Origin of the sequence: Streptomyces sp. NPDC050625 (assembly GCF_040654755.1) — a bacterium.
In the GTDB taxonomy this organism is placed as follows: Bacteria; Actinomycetota; Actinomycetes; order Streptomycetales; family Streptomycetaceae; genus Streptomyces.
The window spans coordinates 1-19,002 of record NZ_JBFAIQ010000019.1 but is presented as its reverse complement, the minus strand read 5'-3'; the positions used below and the strand labels follow the sequence as shown (position 1 = coordinate 19,002).

General features: G+C 70.3%; 18 protein-coding genes and 1 pseudogene. 5 read left to right on the top strand and 14 right to left on the bottom strand.

Annotated elements, in window-relative coordinates:
- Positions 1–174 precede the first annotated feature (174 nt).
- Positions 175–921 (top strand): DUF4232 domain-containing protein, encoded by a 747-nt coding sequence (locus AB0I54_RS32065; protein ID WP_363299716.1) that lies wholly within the window; start codon positions 175–177, stop codon positions 919–921.
- 6 nt (positions 922–927) lie between these two features.
- Here AB0I54_RS32065 and hemB read toward each other — a convergent pair whose 3' ends face one another.
- From hemB to AB0I54_RS32050, 3 genes are read right to left on the bottom strand one after another with little or no spacing between them, the layout of a single operon-like run.
- A complete protein-coding gene (hemB, locus tag AB0I54_RS32060) occupies positions 928–1,920 on the bottom strand; it encodes a porphobilinogen synthase (RefSeq protein WP_363299715.1) in 993 nt (330 codons plus the stop codon).
- A gap of 60 nt (positions 1,921–1,980) precedes the next feature.
- Complete coding sequence (locus tag AB0I54_RS32055; protein WP_363299713.1) at positions 1,981–3,345, bottom strand: FAD-binding oxidoreductase; 1,365 nt, start codon at positions 3,343–3,345, stop codon at positions 1,981–1,983.
- Positions 3,346–3,380: 35 nt separating this feature from the next.
- Entirely contained in the window at positions 3,381–4,358 is a 978-nt protein-coding gene (locus AB0I54_RS32050; RefSeq protein WP_363299712.1) for an antibiotic biosynthesis monooxygenase, read from the bottom strand.
- Positions 4,359–4,458: 100 nt separating this feature from the next.
- Here AB0I54_RS32050 and AB0I54_RS32045 point away from each other — a divergent pair, with 100 nt between their 5' ends.
- On the top strand, positions 4,459–5,025 hold the full coding sequence (locus AB0I54_RS32045) for a nucleoside deaminase (protein WP_363299711.1): 567 nt from the start codon (positions 4,459–4,461) through the stop codon (positions 5,023–5,025).
- Between the two features lie 469 nt (positions 5,026–5,494).
- On the opposite strand, the gene AB0I54_RS32040 is transcribed toward AB0I54_RS32045, so the two are convergent.
- The 5 genes from AB0I54_RS32040 to AB0I54_RS32020 form a co-directional block, all read right to left on the bottom strand.
- On the bottom strand, positions 5,495–7,204 hold the full coding sequence (locus tag AB0I54_RS32040) for a uroporphyrinogen-III synthase (RefSeq protein ID WP_363299710.1): 1,710 nt from the start codon (positions 7,202–7,204) through the stop codon (positions 5,495–5,497).
- Positions 7,201–8,172 (bottom strand): hydroxymethylbilane synthase, encoded by a 972-nt coding sequence (gene hemC, locus AB0I54_RS32035; RefSeq protein WP_363299709.1) that lies wholly within the window; start codon positions 8,170–8,172, stop codon positions 7,201–7,203. The genes AB0I54_RS32040 and hemC overlap by 4 nt, the downstream gene beginning before the upstream one ends.
- Positions 8,169–9,926, bottom strand: a complete 1,758-nt coding sequence (locus AB0I54_RS32030; protein ID WP_363299708.1) for a glutamyl-tRNA reductase — start codon at positions 9,924–9,926, stop codon at positions 8,169–8,171. Before AB0I54_RS32030 ends, hemC begins: the two co-directional genes overlap by 4 nt.
- Positions 9,923–10,684 (bottom strand): redox-sensing transcriptional repressor Rex, encoded by a 762-nt coding sequence (locus AB0I54_RS32025; RefSeq protein WP_363299707.1) that lies wholly within the window; start codon positions 10,682–10,684, stop codon positions 9,923–9,925. Before AB0I54_RS32025 ends, AB0I54_RS32030 begins: the two co-directional genes overlap by 4 nt.
- A gap of 235 nt (positions 10,685–10,919) precedes the next feature.
- Positions 10,920–11,195: a glutaredoxin family protein gene (locus AB0I54_RS32020; RefSeq protein WP_363299706.1), complete on the bottom strand. Its 276-nt coding sequence runs from the start codon at positions 11,193–11,195 to the stop codon at positions 10,920–10,922.
- Between the two features lie 103 nt (positions 11,196–11,298).
- On the opposite strand from AB0I54_RS32020, the gene AB0I54_RS32015 reads away from it, so the two are divergent.
- The 3 genes from AB0I54_RS32015 (at position 11,299) to AB0I54_RS32005 (ending at position 14,819) form a co-directional block, all read left to right on the top strand.
- Positions 11,299–12,222, top strand: coding sequence for an HAD-IB family hydrolase (locus tag AB0I54_RS32015; RefSeq protein WP_363299705.1), 924 nt, complete (start codon positions 11,299–11,301; stop codon positions 12,220–12,222).
- 334 nt (positions 12,223–12,556) lie between these two features.
- Positions 12,557–13,336, top strand: a complete 780-nt coding sequence (locus tag AB0I54_RS32010) for an ECF subfamily RNA polymerase sigma factor, BldN family (protein WP_263211187.1) — start codon at positions 12,557–12,559, stop codon at positions 13,334–13,336.
- A gap of 247 nt (positions 13,337–13,583) precedes the next feature.
- Complete coding sequence (locus AB0I54_RS32005) at positions 13,584–14,819, top strand: DUF5667 domain-containing protein (RefSeq protein WP_363299704.1); 1,236 nt, start codon at positions 13,584–13,586, stop codon at positions 14,817–14,819.
- 68 nt (positions 14,820–14,887) lie between these two features.
- Here the strand turns inward: AB0I54_RS32005 and AB0I54_RS32000 are convergent.
- From AB0I54_RS32000 to AB0I54_RS31975, 6 genes and pseudogenes are all read right to left on the bottom strand, one after another.
- Positions 14,888–15,025 (bottom strand): annotated as a pseudogene (locus tag AB0I54_RS32000) (glycerol acyltransferase); the annotation flags it as partial.
- Positions 15,026–15,116: 91 nt separating this feature from the next.
- Positions 15,117–16,175 carry a lysophospholipid acyltransferase family protein gene (locus AB0I54_RS31995; RefSeq protein ID WP_363299703.1) on the bottom strand — a complete coding sequence of 353 codons (1,059 nt, stop codon included), beginning with the start codon at positions 16,173–16,175 and terminating at the stop codon, positions 15,117–15,119.
- A 14-nt stretch (positions 16,176–16,189) separates the two neighbouring features.
- A complete protein-coding gene (locus tag AB0I54_RS31990) occupies positions 16,190–17,251 on the bottom strand; it encodes an NAD-dependent epimerase/dehydratase family protein (protein WP_316758918.1) in 1,062 nt (353 codons plus the stop codon).
- Between the two features lie 196 nt (positions 17,252–17,447).
- Positions 17,448–17,546: an AURKAIP1/COX24 domain-containing protein gene (locus AB0I54_RS31985; RefSeq protein WP_003948845.1), complete on the bottom strand. Its 99-nt coding sequence runs from the start codon at positions 17,544–17,546 to the stop codon at positions 17,448–17,450.
- 111 nt (positions 17,547–17,657) lie between these two features.
- Complete coding sequence (locus AB0I54_RS31980; RefSeq protein ID WP_263216600.1) at positions 17,658–17,870, bottom strand: helix-turn-helix domain-containing protein; 213 nt, start codon at positions 17,868–17,870, stop codon at positions 17,658–17,660.
- 129 nt (positions 17,871–17,999) lie between these two features.
- Positions 18,000–18,815, bottom strand: a complete 816-nt coding sequence (locus AB0I54_RS31975) for a phosphatase (RefSeq protein ID WP_363299702.1) — start codon at positions 18,813–18,815, stop codon at positions 18,000–18,002.
- Positions 18,816–19,002: the final 187 nt, after the last annotated feature.

Here is a 19,002-nt window from a genome sequence, read left to right as displayed (position 1 = left end):
ATCCCCCGTGTCCCACTCCCGCGTTCCAGGGAAGGACTGTTTACGCAGGTCACAGCCCGTATGGCCATTCCAGCGTCCCTGATCGGCCGCCGGGTGTGGCAGGTGGGACGGATCGCCCCGCAGGCTCTGGTCATCCAAGCACGACACCACCCTCCGCTCGAAAGAGGACTTGCCATGCGCACCCGCCGTACCCCGCTGCTCGCCGTCACCGGAGCCGCCCTCGCCGCCCTCGCCCTCACGGCGTGCAACGGCGGTGACGGGATCAAGGACGAAGGCGCGTCGCGGCCCTCCGCCACGGCGGCCACGACCGCGGGCGACAAGGGCGCCACGACACCCACCGCCGACACCACGAAGGGGTCGGGCTCCGCCTCGGGCTCCTCGTCGGGCTCGTCCGGATCCGCCAAGGGGTCCAAGGGGTCCTCGTCCTCGGGCTCGTCCGGGTCCGCGAAGGGCTCCTCGGGCGGCGGCTCCTCGGACCCGTGGGACCCGAAGAACCGCGTCCTGTGCAACGGCTCCAACACCAAGGTCACCGCGCAGCCGGTCCCCCGCCCGCTCAACCACATGCTCATCACGGTCAAGAACACCGGGTCGAAGTACTGCGACCTGACGTACTACCCGGTGCTCCGCTTCGACGAGATGCAGTGGGTGCCGCAGGCCGCCGAGGAGACCCACCCGCAGGCCGTGACGACCCTCGCGCCCGGCGAGTCCGGTTACGCGGGCGTCCTGCTGTCCGCCGCCGACGGCAGCGGGGAGGGCGGCATGACGGGGCACAAGCTGACCGTCGCCTTCCAGGGCAAGACGCCCAACAGCAGCGGCGGCGCGTCCGCGACCCCGTCGCTGCCGGCCAAGGGCGTGTACTACGACAGCTCGCTGAAGGTCACGTACTGGCAGCAGGACGCGGACGACGCCCTCAACTGGTGAGCCGCGTCAGAGCAGCCGCTGGGCGACCTCAGTGGCCCAGTAGGTGAGGATGTTCCGGGCGCCGGCCCGCTTGATGCCGGTCAGCGTCTCCAGGATGGCGCGGTCGCGGTCGACCCAGCCCTTCTCCGCGGCGGCCTCGATCATCGAGTACTCGCCGGAGATCTGGTACGCGGCGACGGGCACGTCGACGGCGTCCGCGACCCTCGCCAGGATGTCGAGGTAGGGCCCGGCGGGCTTCACCATCACCATGTCGGCCCCCTCCTCCAGGTCGAGGGCCAACTCCCGCAGGGACTCCCGCCAGTTGGCGGGGTCCTGCTGGTAGGTCTTGCGGTCGCCCTTGAGCGAGGAGGCGACGGCCTCGCGGAAGGGGCCGTAGAAGGCGGAGGAGTACTTGGCGGTGTAGGCGAGGATGGCGACGTCCTCGCGGCCGATCTGGTCGAGCGCGTCGCGGACGACCCCGATCTGCCCGTCCATCATTCCGCTGGGCCCGACGACATGGGCACCCGCGTCGGCCTGCACCTGCGCCATCTCGGCGTACCGCTCCAGGGTGGCGTCGTTGTCCACGCGGCCGTGCTCGTCGAGCACCCCGCAGTGCCCGTGATCGGTGGTCTCGTCGAGGCACAGGTCGGACATCACCAGCAGTTCGTCCCCGACCTCGGCCCGCACGTCGCGGATGGCGACCTGGAGGATCCCGTCCGGATCGGTGCCCGGGGTGCCGAGCGCGTCCTTCTTGCTCTCCTCCGGCACGCCGAAGAGCATGATCCCGGAGATCCCCGCCTCGACCGCCTCCGCGGCCGCCTTCTTCAGGCTGTCCCGCGTGTGCTGTACGACGCCGGGCATGGCGGCGATCGGCACCGGCTCAGCGACCCCCTCGCGCACGAAGGCGGGGAGGATGAGGTCGGCGGGGTGCAGGCGGGTCTCGGCGACCATGCGACGCATCACGGGGGACGTCCGCAGTCGCCGGGGCCGCGAACCGGGGAAGGAGCCGTACTTCGTCATGCGCTCTACGCTACGCCTGGCTCAGGGGCCCCTTTGCCGACGACCTGTCGGCCCCCGGTGTCACGGCGTGAGATAGGTGTGGAAGACATTTTCCGGGTCGTACGCGGCCTTCAGCGCCCGCAGCCGCTCCCAGCCTGCCGGGGTGTACGAGCGCCGGGCCCGGGACGGATCGGCGGTGAGGTCGGCCTCGGCGATGTAGTGGCCGGTTCCGTACGGCTCGACGATCCGCATCGTGTCCCGCAGCCAGCGCACATTGTCGGCGTCCGCGGCCGGGTCGTCCCAGGTCGCGAAGGGGGCCAGATAGGTCTCGCCCAGGACCGGGAAGGCCATGTCGCGCGAGAGGGAGCGGTCCCGCGAGACCGGCCACAGGGGTGCCAGGACCAGCGACTGCTCCGAGGGGGCCGCGGCGACGGAGGCGGCGAGCGCGGGCAGCAGGGTCTCGTACCCGGTGTCCGACCACAGGGTGTCCACGACATTGCGGTGGCCCCGGGGCCAGAAGCGGGACGACGTGTCGTAGAGGTCCTCGAAGGTCCTGGGCGCGTCCACCCTGCGGAACAGGGCGCGGTCGGCCAGGGGGCAGTCCCGCAGCGGCTCCAGGCAGGCGACGGCCTCCTCCCGCGTGCGGGCGAAGGCGGTGCCGGTGAAGCCGATCACCTTGGGCCTCGGCGTCGACGTCGCGTAGTCCGGGGATGCGGTCGCGAGCATGAAGGACGCCTCGACGTTCGGCGGCAGCCGCTTGGCCGCCGTGGTGGCCCAGCGGGTCACCGGTTCGACGTCGGCCAGGGGGAAGGCGTACGTGGACTCGGCGACCGCCGTCGGCAGGTCGTACAGCGCCAGATGGAAGCGGGTGGCGACGGCGAAGAAACCGGGACCCGCGCCACGGGCGGCCCAGAAGAGGTCGGAGTGCTCGTCCTTGCTGCAGGTGAGGGTGGAGCCGTCCGCCGTGACCACCTCGACCGCCCGCACGCTCGCGGCGGCCGGCCCGAGGACGCCCGCGTTCCAGCCGAGGCCTCCGCTGAGCAGATAGCCGCCGAGGGCGACTGGTCCGCAGTGCCCGGCCGGGAAGGCGAGGCCGTGCGGGGCGAGCGCGGCGACGAACTCGCGCCCGCTGAGCGCCGGTTGCACGGTTGCGGTGCGCGAAGCCGGGTCTATCTCGCATGCGTTGAGCGCGGAGAGGTCGATGAGCATGCCGCCGTCACGCAGCGGTGAGCCGCACCAGCTGTGCCCGTGGGAGCGCAGGGCGATCCGGTGCCCCTCGGCGCGGGCCAGCCGGACGGCGGCCGGGACGTCGCGCTCGGTGGCCACGCGGACGATCAGGTCGGGAAAGCGCCGCGGCTTGAGCTCGTTCCACAGCATGGCCGACCAGGTGCTGTCGTAGACGGCGTCGCCCCGTCGGACGACTTCTCCCTCGATCTCTTCACTCATGCCGGCTCCTCAAGGCTCCTCAACCGCTCGTGAAGTCAGCCGCTCGTGAGGCCGAAAATCAGGATGCACAGCGCCCAGCCCAGCATCACGAGGGCCGCCCCCGCCACATGGGTGCGCACGGAACGCGCCCGCTGGGGCACCAGCCAGAAGGCGAAGACGCGGTTCACCAGGGGCATCATGAACCAGGTCAGGATGGAGACGCTCAGCACGTTCGAGATGAACAGGCTGAGGTAGCCGGGCACTCGGAGGTCGGTCAGCACACGACCGACCGTCAGGTTCAGGACCATCACGGTGGGATAGAGCCCCAGAACCACGGACATGGCCTGTTTCCAGTTGGGCGGGGCCGTGTCGTCCGCGCCCGCGCCGAAGCGGAACCAGCCGCTGAAGGCCGACCCCACTTTGTGCACGTCGTAGCCGGAGAAGTAGCGCTCGCCCTCCTCCAGGAGCCTTTGGCGGGTGTCCGACGCGAGCCAGTCGTCGAGGTGTTGACGGGTGTCGAAGCGGAAGACGACGACCCAGTTGTCCTGGATTCCCTCGACCGGCCTGAACAGTTCGTTGCCCATGAAACCCGGGTACTTCGCCTGGGCCTTGAAGGCCTTGGCCTGCCACCGTGCGAAGTCCTCCTCGCGGCCGGGGCGCACATGATGGGAGATGACCGCCGTGACGGCCTCCTCCTTGGCCTGCGGCGGCGCACCGCCGGCCAGGACTTCCTGTGTCGGCGTCCCGTCGAACAGCGGGCGGGCCTCGGCCAGCAGTTCCCGGCGCTCGCTGGAGTCCAGCCATGCGGTCAGCTGGTCGAGACGGGAGAAACGGAAGACCACCACCCAGGCGCGCTCGTCGCCGACGCCCGGGGGATACATTTCCGTCCCCTCGAATCCGTCGAATGCGCGCACGGCCCGGTTGGTCCGCTCCTGCCAGCGCTGATAGTCGTCTTCGCAGCCTTCCCGCACCTTTTGGGAGGTCACAACGGTCGCGCCGTCTCCGGCCGGGGCATGGATTGCACGTGAACCCATACGGAGTAGTCTAGTTCAAAGGGGAGTTACAGGACAAACGGTGCAATGCGTGACAAAGGTGGGGCAATTTTTTCTCGGCAGTGCTGAGTGGAGGTCCGACATGGGTCACAAAGAGTTCCTGGCCGAAGCGGTACGGCTGGCCACAGAATCCGTCGTGAAGGGCTGGGGCGGGCCGTTCGGCGCCGTACTCACCCGGGACGGCGAAATCGTGGCCACGGGACAGAACCGTGTACTGCTCACCGGCGATCCCACCGCGCACGCCGAAATGGAGACCATCCGCAAGGCCATACAGCGCCTGAACCCCGCGGCGCCGTCGATATCGCCGGAACACCAGAACGAGAGCACACTCGAATACGTGCCGCGCCCCGAGGGCTCCCCCGACCCGGTGCCGGAGCGGGCGAAGATGCTCCAGGGCTGCTCGATCTACATCAGCGGCGCACCCTGCCCGATGTGCATGAGCGCCATCTACTGGTCGCGGATCGACAACGTCTACTACAGCTGCGATCTGACGGCCACTCGGGAAATCGGCTTCGACGACTCGTTCCAGTACGAGGACTTCCAGCGGCCCCTCGACCAGCGCCGAATCCACGTCGAACAGATCCTCCCCGAACTCGGCGCGGAGGCCTACGAAGCCTGGACCCACAAGGCCGACCGACACGCCTACTGACGCACTGAACTCGGCCTTCACCACAGGGCGCGCAACCCGACCGAATCATGGACCACCCCGGCCGCGCCCCCGGCCGCCACTCACTCGGCCGCGCGACGGACTCCCCCACCCCGAGCCACAGGCCGGCAGCGCAGGCCGGAGGCGGCCGATCTCTCCGCCGGCTCGTCACCCCCCACTATCCGCACCCATCGCGAACGCCCCCGCCTCCCGCAGGAGAAGGGGGCGTTGCACTTCAGCGCACGCGGCGGAATCCGACTAGGTCGTCGACCGACGCCGCCGGGCACCCGGCCGCCGTTCGCTCGCGCGTGTGAGGGGGTCCCCCACCCCGAGCCGCAGGCCGGCAGCGCAGGCCGGAGGCGGCCGATCTCTCCGCCGGCTCGTCACCCCCCGCTACCCGCACCCATCGCGAACGCCCCCGCCTCCCGCAGGAGAAGGGGGCGTTGCACTTCAGCGCACGCGCGGGCTTCGGCTAGGTCGTCGAGCGACGCCGCCGGGCCCCCGGTCGCCGTTCGCTCGGGCGTGTGACGGGGTCGCCGGCCTCCAGGGCCGCGGTCCTGCGCCTCAGGCCGAAGTCGGCCAGGGCCTCCGCCAGCTTGTGGACGGACGGCTCGGGGGCCATGACGTCGACGCGCAGGCCGTGTTCCTCCGCCGTCTTCGCCGTCGCCGGGCCGATGCACGCGATCACCGTCACGTTGTGCGGCTTGCCCGCGATGCCGACCAGGTTCCGGACCGTCGACGACGAGGTGAACAGGACCGCGTCGAAGCCGCCGCCCTTGATCGCCTCCCGCGTCTCCGCCGGCGGCGGCGACGCCCGCACGGTGCGGTACGCCGTGACGTCGTCGACCTCCCAGCCCAGCTCGATCAGCCCGGCGACGAGGGTCTCCGTGGCGATGTCCGCCCGGGGGAGGAAGACGCGGTCGATCGGGTCGAAGACCGGGTCGTACGGCGGCCAGTCCTCAAGGAGGCCCGCCGCGGACTGCTCGCCGCTCGGCATCAGGTCCGGCTTCACGCCGAAGGCGATCAGCGCCTTCGCCGTCTGCTCGCCGACCGCGGCCACCTTGATGCCCGCGAAGGCGCGCGCGTCGAGGCCGTACTCCTCGAACTTCTCCCGGACCGCCTTGACGGCGTTGACCGAGGTGAAGGCGATCCACTCGTAACGGCCGGTCACCAGGCCCTTGACCGCGCGCTCCATCTGCTGGGGCGTCCGCGGCGGCTCGACGGCGATCGTCGGCACCTCGTGCGGCACGGCCCCGTACGACCGCAGCTGGTCGGAGAGCGACGCCGCCTGCTCCTTCGTACGCGGTACGAGCACCTTCCAGCCGAACAGCGGCTTGGACTCGAACCACGACAGCTGGTCGCGCTGGGCGGCCGCGAAGCGCTCACCGACCACGGCTATCACCGGCCGGCCGCCCTCCGGGGAGGGCAGCACCTTCGCCTGCTTCAGGGTCTGCGCGATCGTGCCGAGCGTGGCGGTCCAGGTGCGCTGACGCGTCGTCGTACCCGCGACGGTGACCGTCAACGGAGTGTCCGGCTTGCGGCCGGCGGCCACCAACTCGCCCGCGGCCGCCGCCACGGAGTCCAGCGTCGTCGAGACGACGACCGTGCCGTCCGACGCGCCCACCTCCGTCCAGCACCGGTCCGACGCCGTACGGGCATCCACGAACCGGACGTCCGCGCCCTGCGCGTCCCGCAGCGGCACACCGGCGTACGCGGGCACACCGACCGCGGCCGCGACACCGGGGACCACCTCGAAGGGCACCCCGGCGCCGGCGCACGCCAGCATCTCCTCGGCGGCGTACGCGTCGAGCCCGGGGTCCCCGGACACCGCACGCACGACCCGCCTGCCGCCCCGCGCGGCCTCCATGACAAGATGAGCCGCATCCCGCACCGACGGGACCCCAGCGGTTGTTGACGCGCCGTCAACAATCGCCAGTTGAGGCGTGCCCTTGCCCGGATACGTATCCAAAGAGGAATCCGTGTCCGTCGGCACGACGGAGACACCCTGTCGGGCGTGCGTCCGGATCACGTCGAGCACGTCGTGCTCGGCGATCAGGACGTCCGCGTTCGACAGTGCCTCCACGGCACGCAGAGTCAGCAGTCCCGGATCCCCGGGTCCGGCACCGAGGAAGGTGACGTGCCCGTGTTCAGGACCGGCGGCGGGAAGGGTGGTGGGGCTCAATGTGCTCGCTCCCCCATCAGACCGGCCGCGCCCTGGGCAAGCATCTCGGTGGCGAGTTCGCGACCGAGCGCCACTGCCTGCTCGTACGTCTCGGGCACGGGACCGGTGGTGGACAGCTGCACCGTGCGGGAGCCGTCGGTCGTGCCGACGACAGCGCGCAGGCGCATTTCCTTGACAATCCGCCCGTCGGCCAGCAGGTCGGCCAGCGCGCCCACGGGGGCGCTGCAGCCGGCCTCCAGGGCCGCGAGCAGTGACCGCTCGGCGGTCACGGCGGCCCGCGTGAACGGGTCGTCGAGCGCGCCGAGCGCCGCGATCAGGGCAGTGTCTTGGGCGGTGTTCCCCGCCCTGCACTCGATCGCCAGGGCCCCCTGGCCGGGGGCGGGCAAAACCGTGTCGACCGACAGGAAGTCGGTCACCTCCTCGATCCGCCCCATGCGGCTGAGGCCGGCCGCGGCCAGCACGACCGCGTCCAGCTCGCCGTCCCGGACGAATCCGATGCGGGTGTCGACGTTGCCCCGGATCGGGACCGTCTCTATGTCCAGCCCATGGCTGCGCGCGTACGCGTTCAGCTGCGCCATGCGGCGCGGCGAACCCGTGCCGATGCGGGCGCCCCGCGGGAGGTCGGTGAACTTCAGCGCGTCCCGGGCGACGATCACGTCACGCGGGTCCTCGCGCTCGGGAACGGCGGCCAGCACCAGCTCGGCGGGCTGCCCGGTCGGGAGGTCCTTCAGCGAGTGAACCGCGAAGTCGACCTCACCGCGCAGCAGCGCCTCACGCAGCGCCGCGACGAACACACCCGTGCCGCCGATCTGCGCGAGGTGCTCACGGGACCTGTCGCCGTACGTGGTGATCTCGACGAGCTCGACGGGCCGTCCGGTCACCTGGCGTACGGCGTCCGCCACCTGCCCCGACTGGGCCATGGCGAGCTTGCTTCGCCTGGTCCCCAGTCTCAGTGCCTTGGTACTCATGCTGGCCCTCGGTTCTTGGCCTGGTTCTCGGTGCTGTCCTCGGCGCGGGAGACGGAGGCCACCGTCTCGGGGTCGAGGTCGAACAGGGTGCGCAGCGCGTCCGCGTACCCGGCGCCGCCGGGCTCGGCCGCGAGCTGCTTGACCCGTACGGTCGGTGCGTGCAGCAGCTTGTCGACGACGCGGTGCACGGCCTGCCGGATCTCGCCGCGCTGGCGTTCGTCCAGGTCGGGGAGGCGTCCGTCGAGCCGGGCGATCTCGCCGGCGACGACATCGGCGGCCATGGTGCGCAGCGCGATCACCGTGGGCGTGATGTGCGCGGCCCGCTGGGCCGCCCCGAAGGCCGCGACCTCGTCGGAGACGATACGCCGGACCTGGTCCACGTCGGCCGCCATCGGCGCGTCCGCCGCCGCATCGGCCAGCGACTCGATGTCCACCAGCCGCACCCCGGCCAGCCGGTGCACGGCCGCGTCGATGTCGCGGGGCATGGCGAGGTCGAGGAGGAAGAGCGCGGGGGCCGGGCGCGGTATCTCGGCCACCGGTTCGGGCCTGCGGCGCTCGGGGATGCGGCCGACCAACGCCACGGTGGCGGCCAGGGCGGCGATCGCCTCGGCGTCCTCGGCCGGGTCGAGCGCGATGACGGCACCGGGCGCGGCGGACGTACGCCGGTCGCGGCCGGGGGTGTCCGGGGCGCCGTTGTCCACCCAGGCCGCGTGCTGCTCCAGCTCGGCGGCGGCCATTCCGGCGACGGCGGCCTCGCCGAGCACGGAGAAGCCGGCGGTGCCCTGTACGGCGGGCAGGTCGAGGGGGCAGTTCTCCTCGGTACCGACGCTGGTGGGCGGCAGCGGAGCCGTTCGTACGTCCGTCCGCACCGCCGCGGGGGAAGTGTCCTCGGCCCCGGCGACGGGCTCGCCGGTACGGCCCGTGACGGCCCGCGCGACTACGTCCGCCGTGAGCACCAGGCCCGTCGCTCCCGTGCAGGACACGGCGACGTCGGCACGTGTCAGCTCGAACGGCACCGATTCCATCGGTACCGCGCGGGCCGTCACGTCCGTCTCGGCGCTCTCGGTGAGGATCTGCGCGAGGCGCTCGGCGCGGTCCAGGGTGCGGTTGGCGACGACGACCTCGGCGACCCCGGCGCGCGCCAGCGTCGCGGCGGCCAGCGAGGACATCGAGCCGGCGCCGATGACCAGGGCCTTCTTGCCCTTGGCCCAGGTCTGCACCTCGGTGCCCGCGGCCAGCTGCTCCATGCCGAAGGTGACCAGGGACTGGCCCGCGCGGTCGATGCCGGTCTCGGAGTGGGCGCGCTTGCCGACCCGCAGGGACTGCTGGAACAGGTCGTTCATCAGCCGGCCGGCGGAGTGCAGCTCCTGCGCCTTGGCCAGGGAGTCCTTGATCTGGCCGAGGATCTGCCCCTCGCCCACGACCATCGAGTCCAGTCCGCAGGCCACCGAGAAGAAGTGGTGGACGGCCCGGTCCTCGTAGTGGACGTAGAGGTAAGGGGTGAGCTCCTCCAGGCCGACGCCGCTGTGCAGGGCGAGCAGCGTGGACAGCTCGGCGACACCGGCGTGGAACTTGTCCACGTCGGCGTACAGCTCGATGCGGTTGCAGGTGGCGAGCACCGCGGCCTCGGTGGCCGGTTCGGCGGCGACCGTGTCCTGGAGCAGCTTGACCTGGGCGTCCGTGGACAGCGCGGCGCGTTCCAGCACGCTGACCGGAGCGCTGCGGTGACTCAGTCCGACGACGAGGAGACTCATGCCGGCATCACGGCGGGTACGTCCCCGTCGGGCCCCTGGTCGGCGGAGTCCTTGCGGTCTGCGACGGCCGGGGCCCCGCCGTCGGGGGTGGCCTCCTCGCCGGCCTTGCGCTGCTCGTGGAAGGCGAGGATCTGCAGCTCGATGGAGAGGTCGACCTTGCGCACGTCGACGCCGTCCGGGACGGTCAGCACGGTCGGCGCGAAGTTGAGGATGGAGGTGACACCGGCGGCCACGAGCCGGTCGCAGACCTGCTGGGCCGCGCCGGCCGGGGTGGCGATGACGCCGATGGAGACCCCGTTGTCCTTGATGATCTTCTCAAGCTCGTCGGTGTGCTGGACCGGGATGCCGGCGACGGGCTTGCCCGCCATCGCCGGGTCGGCGTCGATGAGCGCGGCGACCCTGAAGCCACGGGAGGCGAAGCCGCCGTAGTTGGCGAGGGCGGCGCCGAGGTTACCGATACCGACGATGACGACCGGCCAGTCCTGGGTCAGGCCCAGTTCGCGGGAGATCTGGTAGACGAGATACTCGACGTCGTAGCCGACACCGCGCGTTCCGTAGGAGCCCAGGTAGGAGAAGTCCTTGCGCAGCTTGGCGGAGTTGACCCCCGCCGCGGCCGCCAGCTCCTCGGAGGAGACCGTGGGTACCGAGCGCTCGGACAGTGCCGTCAGGGCTCGGAGGTACAGCGGAAGCCTGGCGACGGTGGCCTCGGGAATCCCTCGGCTGCGGGTCGCCGGTCGGTGTGTTCGGCCAGTTGCCACGGTGCTCCTGCGGGTAGAGCGGGGCTGCGGGCGGTCACACGTACCCAGACCGCCCCGTCGACAGCAGGCTATGTCTTTGTGAACGCGTGCACAAAGATGGTGTCCGATTTGCCCGGCCAACGTGACCGGGGTCACGCGCTTCTCTCCTGGGGGCAAAACCGCACACTTCCTCGTCAATCCCGCCCCCAAGACCAAGACGCCGTCGATCCTAAGCGACCATCCGTGGAACTTTGAACTAGTCGGTCAGTGCTTTGCGCAACCGTTCTTCGTTCACACGCCAGAACGTGTGCTGCTCACCGTCGACCAGGACGACCGGAATCTGCTCCCAGTACTGGTCGTGGAGTTGCGGATCCTGAGTGATGTCCTTCTGTTCCCAAGTCACACCGAGATCACCGCACACCTTCTCCACCACGAGTTGTGCGTCATCACACAGATGACAGCCGGGCTTGCGGACGAGAGTGACGAGCCGGTCCTGCGGAGCCGGTGCCTTACGGCGGAAGAGGGGACTCATGTCGGCCATTGTCCCGCCTCTTTAACGGCGTGGTCGCGGAGAGTTCACGGGCTTCAAACCTCCGGACTCCGGAACCACCGAACAAACTGGCTATGCTCACGCCATGGCCGCTCTCGGATGGCTCACTCCCCGTAGGCGCTCCGCCACGGCGCGGAGCGTGTTGGCAGGCGAGGCCTCGGCGGAGGCAGCGCGCAAGTCCTCGCAGGACGCCGCCGGTGTTCCCGACGAGGAAGAGCCCGACTTCCCGGTGCTCGGCGACGACAAGGCCGCCGCGTTCTTCGACCTGGACAACACCGTGATGCAGGGCGCCGCGCTGTTCCACTTCGGGCGGGGGCTGTACAAGCGGAAGTTCTTCGAGACCCGCGATCTGGCGAAGTTCGCCTGGCAGCAGGCGTGGTTCAGGCTGGCCGGGGTCGAGGACCCCGAGCACATGCAGGACGCCCGCGACTCCGCACTGTCGATCGTGAAGGGGCACCGCGTCGCCGAGCTCCAGTCGATCGGCGAGGAGATCTACGACGAGTACATGGCCGAGCGCATCTGGCCGGGCACCCGGGCGCTGGCCCAGGCCCACCTGGACGCGGGCCAGCGGGTATGGCTGGTCACCGCGGCCCCCGTGGAGATCGCCGGGGTCATCGCCGGGCGTCTCGGCCTGACCGGCGCCCTGGGCACGGTCGCCGAGTCCGTCGACGGCGTCTACACGGGCAAGCTGGTCGGCGAGCCGCTGCACGGCCCCGCGAAGGCGGAGGCGGTCCGCGCGCTGGCCTTCGCGGAGGGCCTGGACCTCTCCCGCTGCGCCGCCTACAGCGACTCCCACAACGACATCCCGATGCTCTCGCTCGTGGGGCACCCCTACGCGATCAACCCGGACGCCAAGCTGCGCAGACACGCCCGCGAGAAGGACTGGCGGCTGCGCGACTACCGCACCGGCCGCAAGGCGGCGAAGGTCGGCATCCCCGCGGCGGCGGGGGTCGGAGCGGTCGCCGGCGGCACCGCGGCCGCGATCGCCCTGCACCGACGCCGTCGGTAGACGCTTTCGGTCACCACTTCTGTCACCAAGGCGCTTCTGTCACCAAACCCCCGGTCGGCCGCACTCAGGTGCCGGATTATGCCGTCCGACGTCTCAACACGCCCTCGCTCCGTAGGAACTCGCACTTTTCCGATCAACAAGCGTTCACCCTATGGCACTTGAAGTGGCGTCAAACGGTTACCGAAGCGACGCAATCGATGATTTGAGCAACTGGGTGTAGCAGCGCCTACACGAAGCGTTATTCTCCTGGGACGCAAACCGGTACCTCTCCGTCGCTACGACGGGTGAACGGTTCCGCACTGCACGTGATGGAAGCTCTGCCTCTGGGAGTCCCGTGTACCCACACGTCGGGGTTGACGCCTCGGGCCTGGCTACGCTGCGCGCAACGGTCGCGACGGCCCAGCAGCTGTTGCGCGGCTACGTCCCCACCGCGTCCGCCGTCCCCGCCTTCGCCACCGCCGCGCCCGTGGGCCCGTGCTACGCACTGGCCGACGGCGGCGCCGCGGTCGGCAGACGCGGCCGCTCGGCCGGTGCGGCCACCGCCCGCCGTCCGGCCGCGGACAGCGACAGCGCGCGGATGATGGACCTCGTCGAGCGCGCGCAGTCCGGCGAGGCCGAGGCCTTCGGCCGCCTGTACGACCAGTACAGCGACACGGTGTACCGCTACATCTACTACCGCGTCGGCGGCAAGGCGACCGCCGAGGACCTCACGAGTGAGACGTTCCTGCGCGCCCTGCGCCGCATCGGCACCTTCACCTGGCAGGGCCGCGACTTCGGGGCCTGGCTCGTCACCATCGCCCGCAACCTGGTCGCCGACCACTTCAAGTCGAGCCGTTTCCGCCTGGAAGTGACGACCGGTGAGATGCTCGACGCCAACGAGGTCGAGCGCTCCCCGGAGGACTCGGTCCTGGAGTCGCTCTCGAACGCCGCTCTGCTCGACGCCGTACGACGGCTCAACCCGCAGCAGCAGGAGTGCGTGACGCTGCGCTTCCTCCAGGGCCTCTCCGTCGCGGAGACGGCCCGGGTGATGGGCAAGAACGAGGGCGCCATCAAGACCCTCCAGTACCGGGCCGTGCGCACCCTCGCCCGGCTCCTGCCCGACGACGCGCGCTGACTCGCACTGCCGCCCGGACACGGCGAGCAACGGCCAACTCACGCTCCGTGAAGGCCTGTTGTCTTTCTGATCCATTCATCTGGCGTCCGTAACCCAAGTGCCGCGCCAGTCGTTGTGCGGGATGCAGGCTCCCTGTGGTCACGTCCGGGCCGACCCTGATCACCAGATCGTGTGGAAGTGCTCGGGGGCGTGCAACCCTCAGGACCCCCTGGGGAGTCGACCGTCATGACGAGAGGAGGTGCCGCCAGTGATCGCGAACGTATCGGCGCACCGGCGGGCGAACGCCTTCGCCCAGGCCCTGGAGGAGCAGTCCGACCGGGACACGGCGGCCACGCAGTCCGAGAGTCCGGGAGCATCGCCACCGCTCCCCTCGACTGCGGAACGGACCGAGCAGGGCGAGCTGTTGGCCCTCGCGGCCGGTCTGGGCGCGCTGCCCAGACCGGAGCTCGACCCGGAGGTCAAGGTCGTCCAACGGGCCCAGCTCGTGGCCGCGATGGAGGCCATGCTGCGGGAGGGCACCGTGGGCGGGGCGGCGGATCCTTCGGTGCCCGAGCCGCGTTCCCACCGGGCCAAGGGCGCACATAGGGCTGGCCCGTTGGGGAAGTTGCGACCGCGTTCACGGCTGACCAAGGGCCTTGCGGCCGGCGGACTCAGCGTCGGCGTGGCCGCCGGGGCATTCGGCGGAGTGGCCGCCGCGAGTTCCGACGCGCTGCCCGGTGACTCGCTCTACGGCCTCAAGCGCGGCATCGAGGACTTCAAGCTCAACTACCTGAGCGACGGGGAGGACGAGCGCGGCCAGACGTATCTCGACCAGGCCTCGACGAGGCTGAGCGAGGCCAGACGGCTGATGGAGCGCGGTCGCAGCGGCCAGCTGGACCACGAGTCCATCGGCGAGATCCGCCACACGCTGTCCGGCATGCAGCACGACGTCTCGGAGGGCCACCGCCTGCTGCACGCGGCCTACGAACGCGACCCGGACTCCCTGGGCCCCATCCAGGCTCTCTCCACCTTCTCGCGGTCCCACCGTGAGGCCTGGGGCGCGCTCCGCGACAAGCTGCCCGTCCAGCTCGGGGACGTCAGTGAGCAGGTCTCGTCGGTGTTCGACGCCATAGACGAAGAGGTCGCGCCGCTCCAGTCCCTGCTCCCGCAGACGCCCTCGCAGACCGCGGACGGCAAGCGGCAGGGCACCGGCTCGGCGTCCCCCGGTTCCTCCGGCACACACCGGTCGACCGCGCCCTCCACGGACAGCTCCGCCTCCGGCCGGAGTTCGAGCACGGGCAGCCCCAGCGGCTCGGCCTCCGGCAGCGAGAGCGACGGCCTGCTCGGCGGCACCACGGGCGGCCTGTTCGACCCACCGAAGAGCAGCGGCAGCGCCTCCCCGTCCACCAGCAAGACCCCGACCACACAGCCGGACGTCACGTTGCCACCCCTCCTCCCAGGCCTCCTCCCGGGCCTGGGAATCGACAGCAACGACGCCAACTAGCCCACGGCCCAACCCAACGGGGGCGCCCCTCTCAGGAGGGGCGCCCCCGTCGCCGTACACCGACCAAGCGGATAACCGTCCGTCGGAATCGGCTCACCGAACTGGATCGTCCACTTCGTCGGAAGCGGAATCGCCCCGAGCGGACCCAGCCACGGGAAGGTCGGGGTGAGCGGGAAGTACGGGAAGCCGAGGGGCCGCGCGAGGGACCCATTCACACGGCCGCCCTCGCACCGCTCCGCGGGCTTCGGCCGCCTGCGCCGGACTCCGTCCGCCGACCCGACGCGCTCCCGAACGCACTCAGAAAAACACGGACCGCCGCTGCACCAACAGCTTGTAGAGCGTGTGCTGGATCTGTTCCCGTACCTGGTCCGTCAGGTTGAACATCAGCATCGGGTCCTCCGCCGCCTCCGGCGGATAACCGTCCGTCGGAATCGGCTCACCGAACTGGATCGTCCACTTCGTCGGAAGCGGAATCGCCCCGAGCGGACCCAGCCACGGGAAGGTCGGGGTGAGCGGGAAGTACGGGAAGCCGAGGAGCCGCGCGAGGGTCTTCGCATTGCCGATCATCGGGTAGATCTCCTCCGCCCCGACGATCGAGCACGGAATGATCGGCGTGCCCTTGCGCAGCGCCGTGGAGACGAAGCCACCGCGGCCGAACCGCTGGAGCTTGTAGCGCTCACCGAAGGGCTTCCCGATGCCCTTGAAGCCCTCCGGCATCACCCCGACCAGCTCACCCTGGCCCAGCAGCCGCTCGGCGTCCTCCGTGCACGCCAGGGTGTGCCCCAGCTTGCGCGCCAGCTCGTTCACCACCGGCAGCACGAAGACCAGGTCCGCCGCGAGCAGCCGCAGATGCCGGCCCGCCGGATGGTGGTCGTGCACGGCGACCTGCATCATCAGGCCGTCCAGCGGCAGCGTCCCGGAGTGGTTGGCCACGATCAGCGCGCCACCCTCGGCCGGGATGTTCTCGATGCCCTTCACCTCGACCCGGAAGTACTTCTCGTACACCGGCCGCAGCAAGGACATCAGGACCTGGTCGGTCAGCTCCTCGTCGTAGCCGAAGTCGTCGACGTCGTAGTTCCCCGTGAGCCGCCGCCGCAGAAAGGCAAGGCCGCTCGCCACACGCCGTTCCAGACCGCCGTCCTGCTGCTGCTTCGGCTCGGGCGGCAGCTCTTCCTCACGGGTCACGGGAACATCATCCTGCGCGGGCGCCCTGCTGGGCAGAGGCTGTACCTCACGGACCACTGCGGACTCGCCGCCCTTGCGCCGGTTCCCCGCGCTCCGGCGCCGCGGCGGCCGCTGTACGGCGCTCCCGCGGGTCCGGTCGTCGTCGAACGGAATGACCTTGGCATCCGCCATCGTTGATGCGCTCCTCAGTTGGCGCTCTGCGTCGGGGGGTGGCCGCTGTCCCGCAGGGACAGCGCGGCGATCCGGTCGACGGCTCGCGCGAGGTCCTCCGGCGGCAGCAGGCCCGGGCCCTGGCTGCGGACGAAGTCCGCGAACGTCTCCGCGGTCGTGTACTTCGGCTTGAATCCCAGCGTCTCGCGCATCTGATCCGTCGCCACGACCCGGCCGTGGGTCAGCAGCCGGATCTGCTCGGGCGAGAAGTCCGTCATGCCCAGCGTACGGACCAGGGAACCGGCCCAGGTGACCGCCGGCAGCAGCAGCGGCACCGTGGGACGCCCCAGGCGCCTGGAGCACTGCGAGAGCAGCAGGACGCCGTCGCCGGCGATATTGAACGTGCCGCTGTTGAGCGTGCCCCGCTCCGGCTCGTGCGAGGCGATCCGCAGCACCTCGATCACATCGTCCTCGTGCACGAACTGCAGCCGCGGGTCGTAACCGAACACGGTCGGCAGCACGGGCAGCGCGAAGTACGAGGCGAGCGGCGTGTCCGCGGTCGGCCCGAGGATGTTCGCGAACCGCAGCACGCACACGGCGACATCGGGCCGCCGCCGGGCGAACCCGCGCACATACCCCTCGACCTCCACGGTGTCCTTCGCGAAGCCGCCGCTGGGCAGCGACTTGGCCGGGGTGGTCTCGGTGAAGACGGCCGGATCCCGCGGCGCGGACCCGTAGACGTTCGTACTGGACTTCACCACCAGCCGCTTCACGGTCGGCGACTTCTGGCAGGCCCCGAGCAGCTGCATGGTGCCGATGACGTTGGTCTCCTTGACCGTCGTACGGCTCCCGCTGCCCAGCGCTGTGCCGGTCACGTCCATATGCACGACGGTATCCGCGGACGTCTCGGCCAGCACTCGCGCGATGGTGGGCTGGCGGATGTCGGCCTGGATGAAGTCCGCCCCGCCCAGATGGTGCTCGGGTGGCACCGCGTCCACGGCGACCACCCGGTCCACCTGTGGGTCACGCTGGATCCGTCGCACGAACCGGCCCCCCAGCTGACGGGCCACTCCGGTCACGAGCACGACCTTCCCCAAGATCAGCGCCTTCCTTCCGCCCTCGGCGTTGTGCCGCTCCTGCCGCGTTCCCCGTGTGCGCCAACTTAGCGGGTCGGTGTTGCGCTGTGATGACCTCCCGATGCACGAAGTGACGAGATTCGCCCGGTCCGCATATGACGGCGGCCCCCCACCAGCAACGGTGAGGGGCCACGCGAACACGCTTTCGCGGCGTCGCTTACTTCTTGTTACGACGCTGAACGCGCGTGCGCTTGAGCAGCTTGCGGTGCTTCTTCTTGGCCATCCGCTTGCGCCGCTTCTTGATAACAGAGCCCACGACTACCCTCGCTCACTTCTCATCACTCGGTGTTTGGGCGCCATGGGCCCATACGACCTACGAGGGGCCAGCCTACCCGTCCGAGCGCTGAGGTCGTAATCGAGGGTTTCGTCAGGCCGTCTCCACCCCCACATAGCTCTCGCGGAGGTACTCGTGTACCGCTTGCTCCGGGACACGGAACGACCGCCCGACCCGGATCGCGGGCAGATGACCGCTGTGCACCAACCGGTACACGGTCATCTTCGACACTCGCATCACCGAGGCAACCTCCGCCACGGTAAGGAACTGAACCTCGTTCAGAGGCCTCTCGCCACCTGCAGCCATGACACACCTGAACCTTCCGCACTCGACGGCCACCGGCTTCCCCTTCCGGTGACTCTTCGTCGTTGCGTGCTCACTCCCCAATGTAGGGGCGGGTGATGCGAGTGGGGAAGAGGTGCACCCATCGGCGGCCTACTGTGACAGACACGCTCGTTTGAGTACGTAGCGGGTAAGCGGGCGGTAGTAATCAGACCGCACAGCGTCATCAACCGGAACGACGACGGACACGACCCCCTCCGCCTCCCCCACAAAGAGCGCAGGGTCATCCGTATCCGCCAGACCCATGGCTTCAAACCCCAGCTGACCTGCTCCGCAGACCCAGCCGTGATCGCCGATCACCAGCTCGGGCAGCGGCCCGCCGCCCTCCGCCGCCGCGGCCAGCGCGGTACGAACCGGGAGCGGTGAATGCGTGTGTGCGCCGGGCTCACAACCGGGGCGTTCGGTGTCGGCCGCCCGGGCCAGCGCGACACCTCGTACGTAATCAAGGTTGTGCGTACGTAGACCGAACCGGGTCGTTATGTCGACACAGCGACCCTGCGCGGGGGTGAGGACCTCACATCCCGCCGCCGACAAAGCGTCTGCCAGGTCGGCGTAGAAACCGAGCAGCCGATGCGGGTGCCCGGTACCGAACAGCACCGGCGCCCCACGCCGGGCGACCTCGGCGAGCCGCTCCGCGAAGGCATCCAGCGCAGCCAGGGTCAGCTCCGGGTCGATCACATCATGCCCGGAAGTATGCGCAGGGTCGGCCGAAACCCCACACCTTTCCGCCATGAGCCCGATCAAATCCCGCATCCCCCAGCCCCGTTCAGGATCGATACCGATCATCACCCGAGGATCACGAGCGGCGAAGAGCCGATAGCTCCGCAGACTCTCCTCCCGCGTAGTAGCCACACTCCCGGCAAGCCGAGCACCGAGAAGATGCGCCCGGACGACTCCACTGCTCAACACGGGAGCGATGGTGACGGACGGGAGGTGGGGGACGGGCCGGGATCGGGGGAAGACCGCACGGTTGGCGTAACGGTTCGCTCTTCAGCCCGTCCGGCGTTTGAGGACGAGGCCGTTCAGGCCGAAGCGGGGGTCCAGGGGGGCGGCAGCCCCCCCCCCCCCCCCGGGGGGGGGGTGGGGGGGCGGCCCC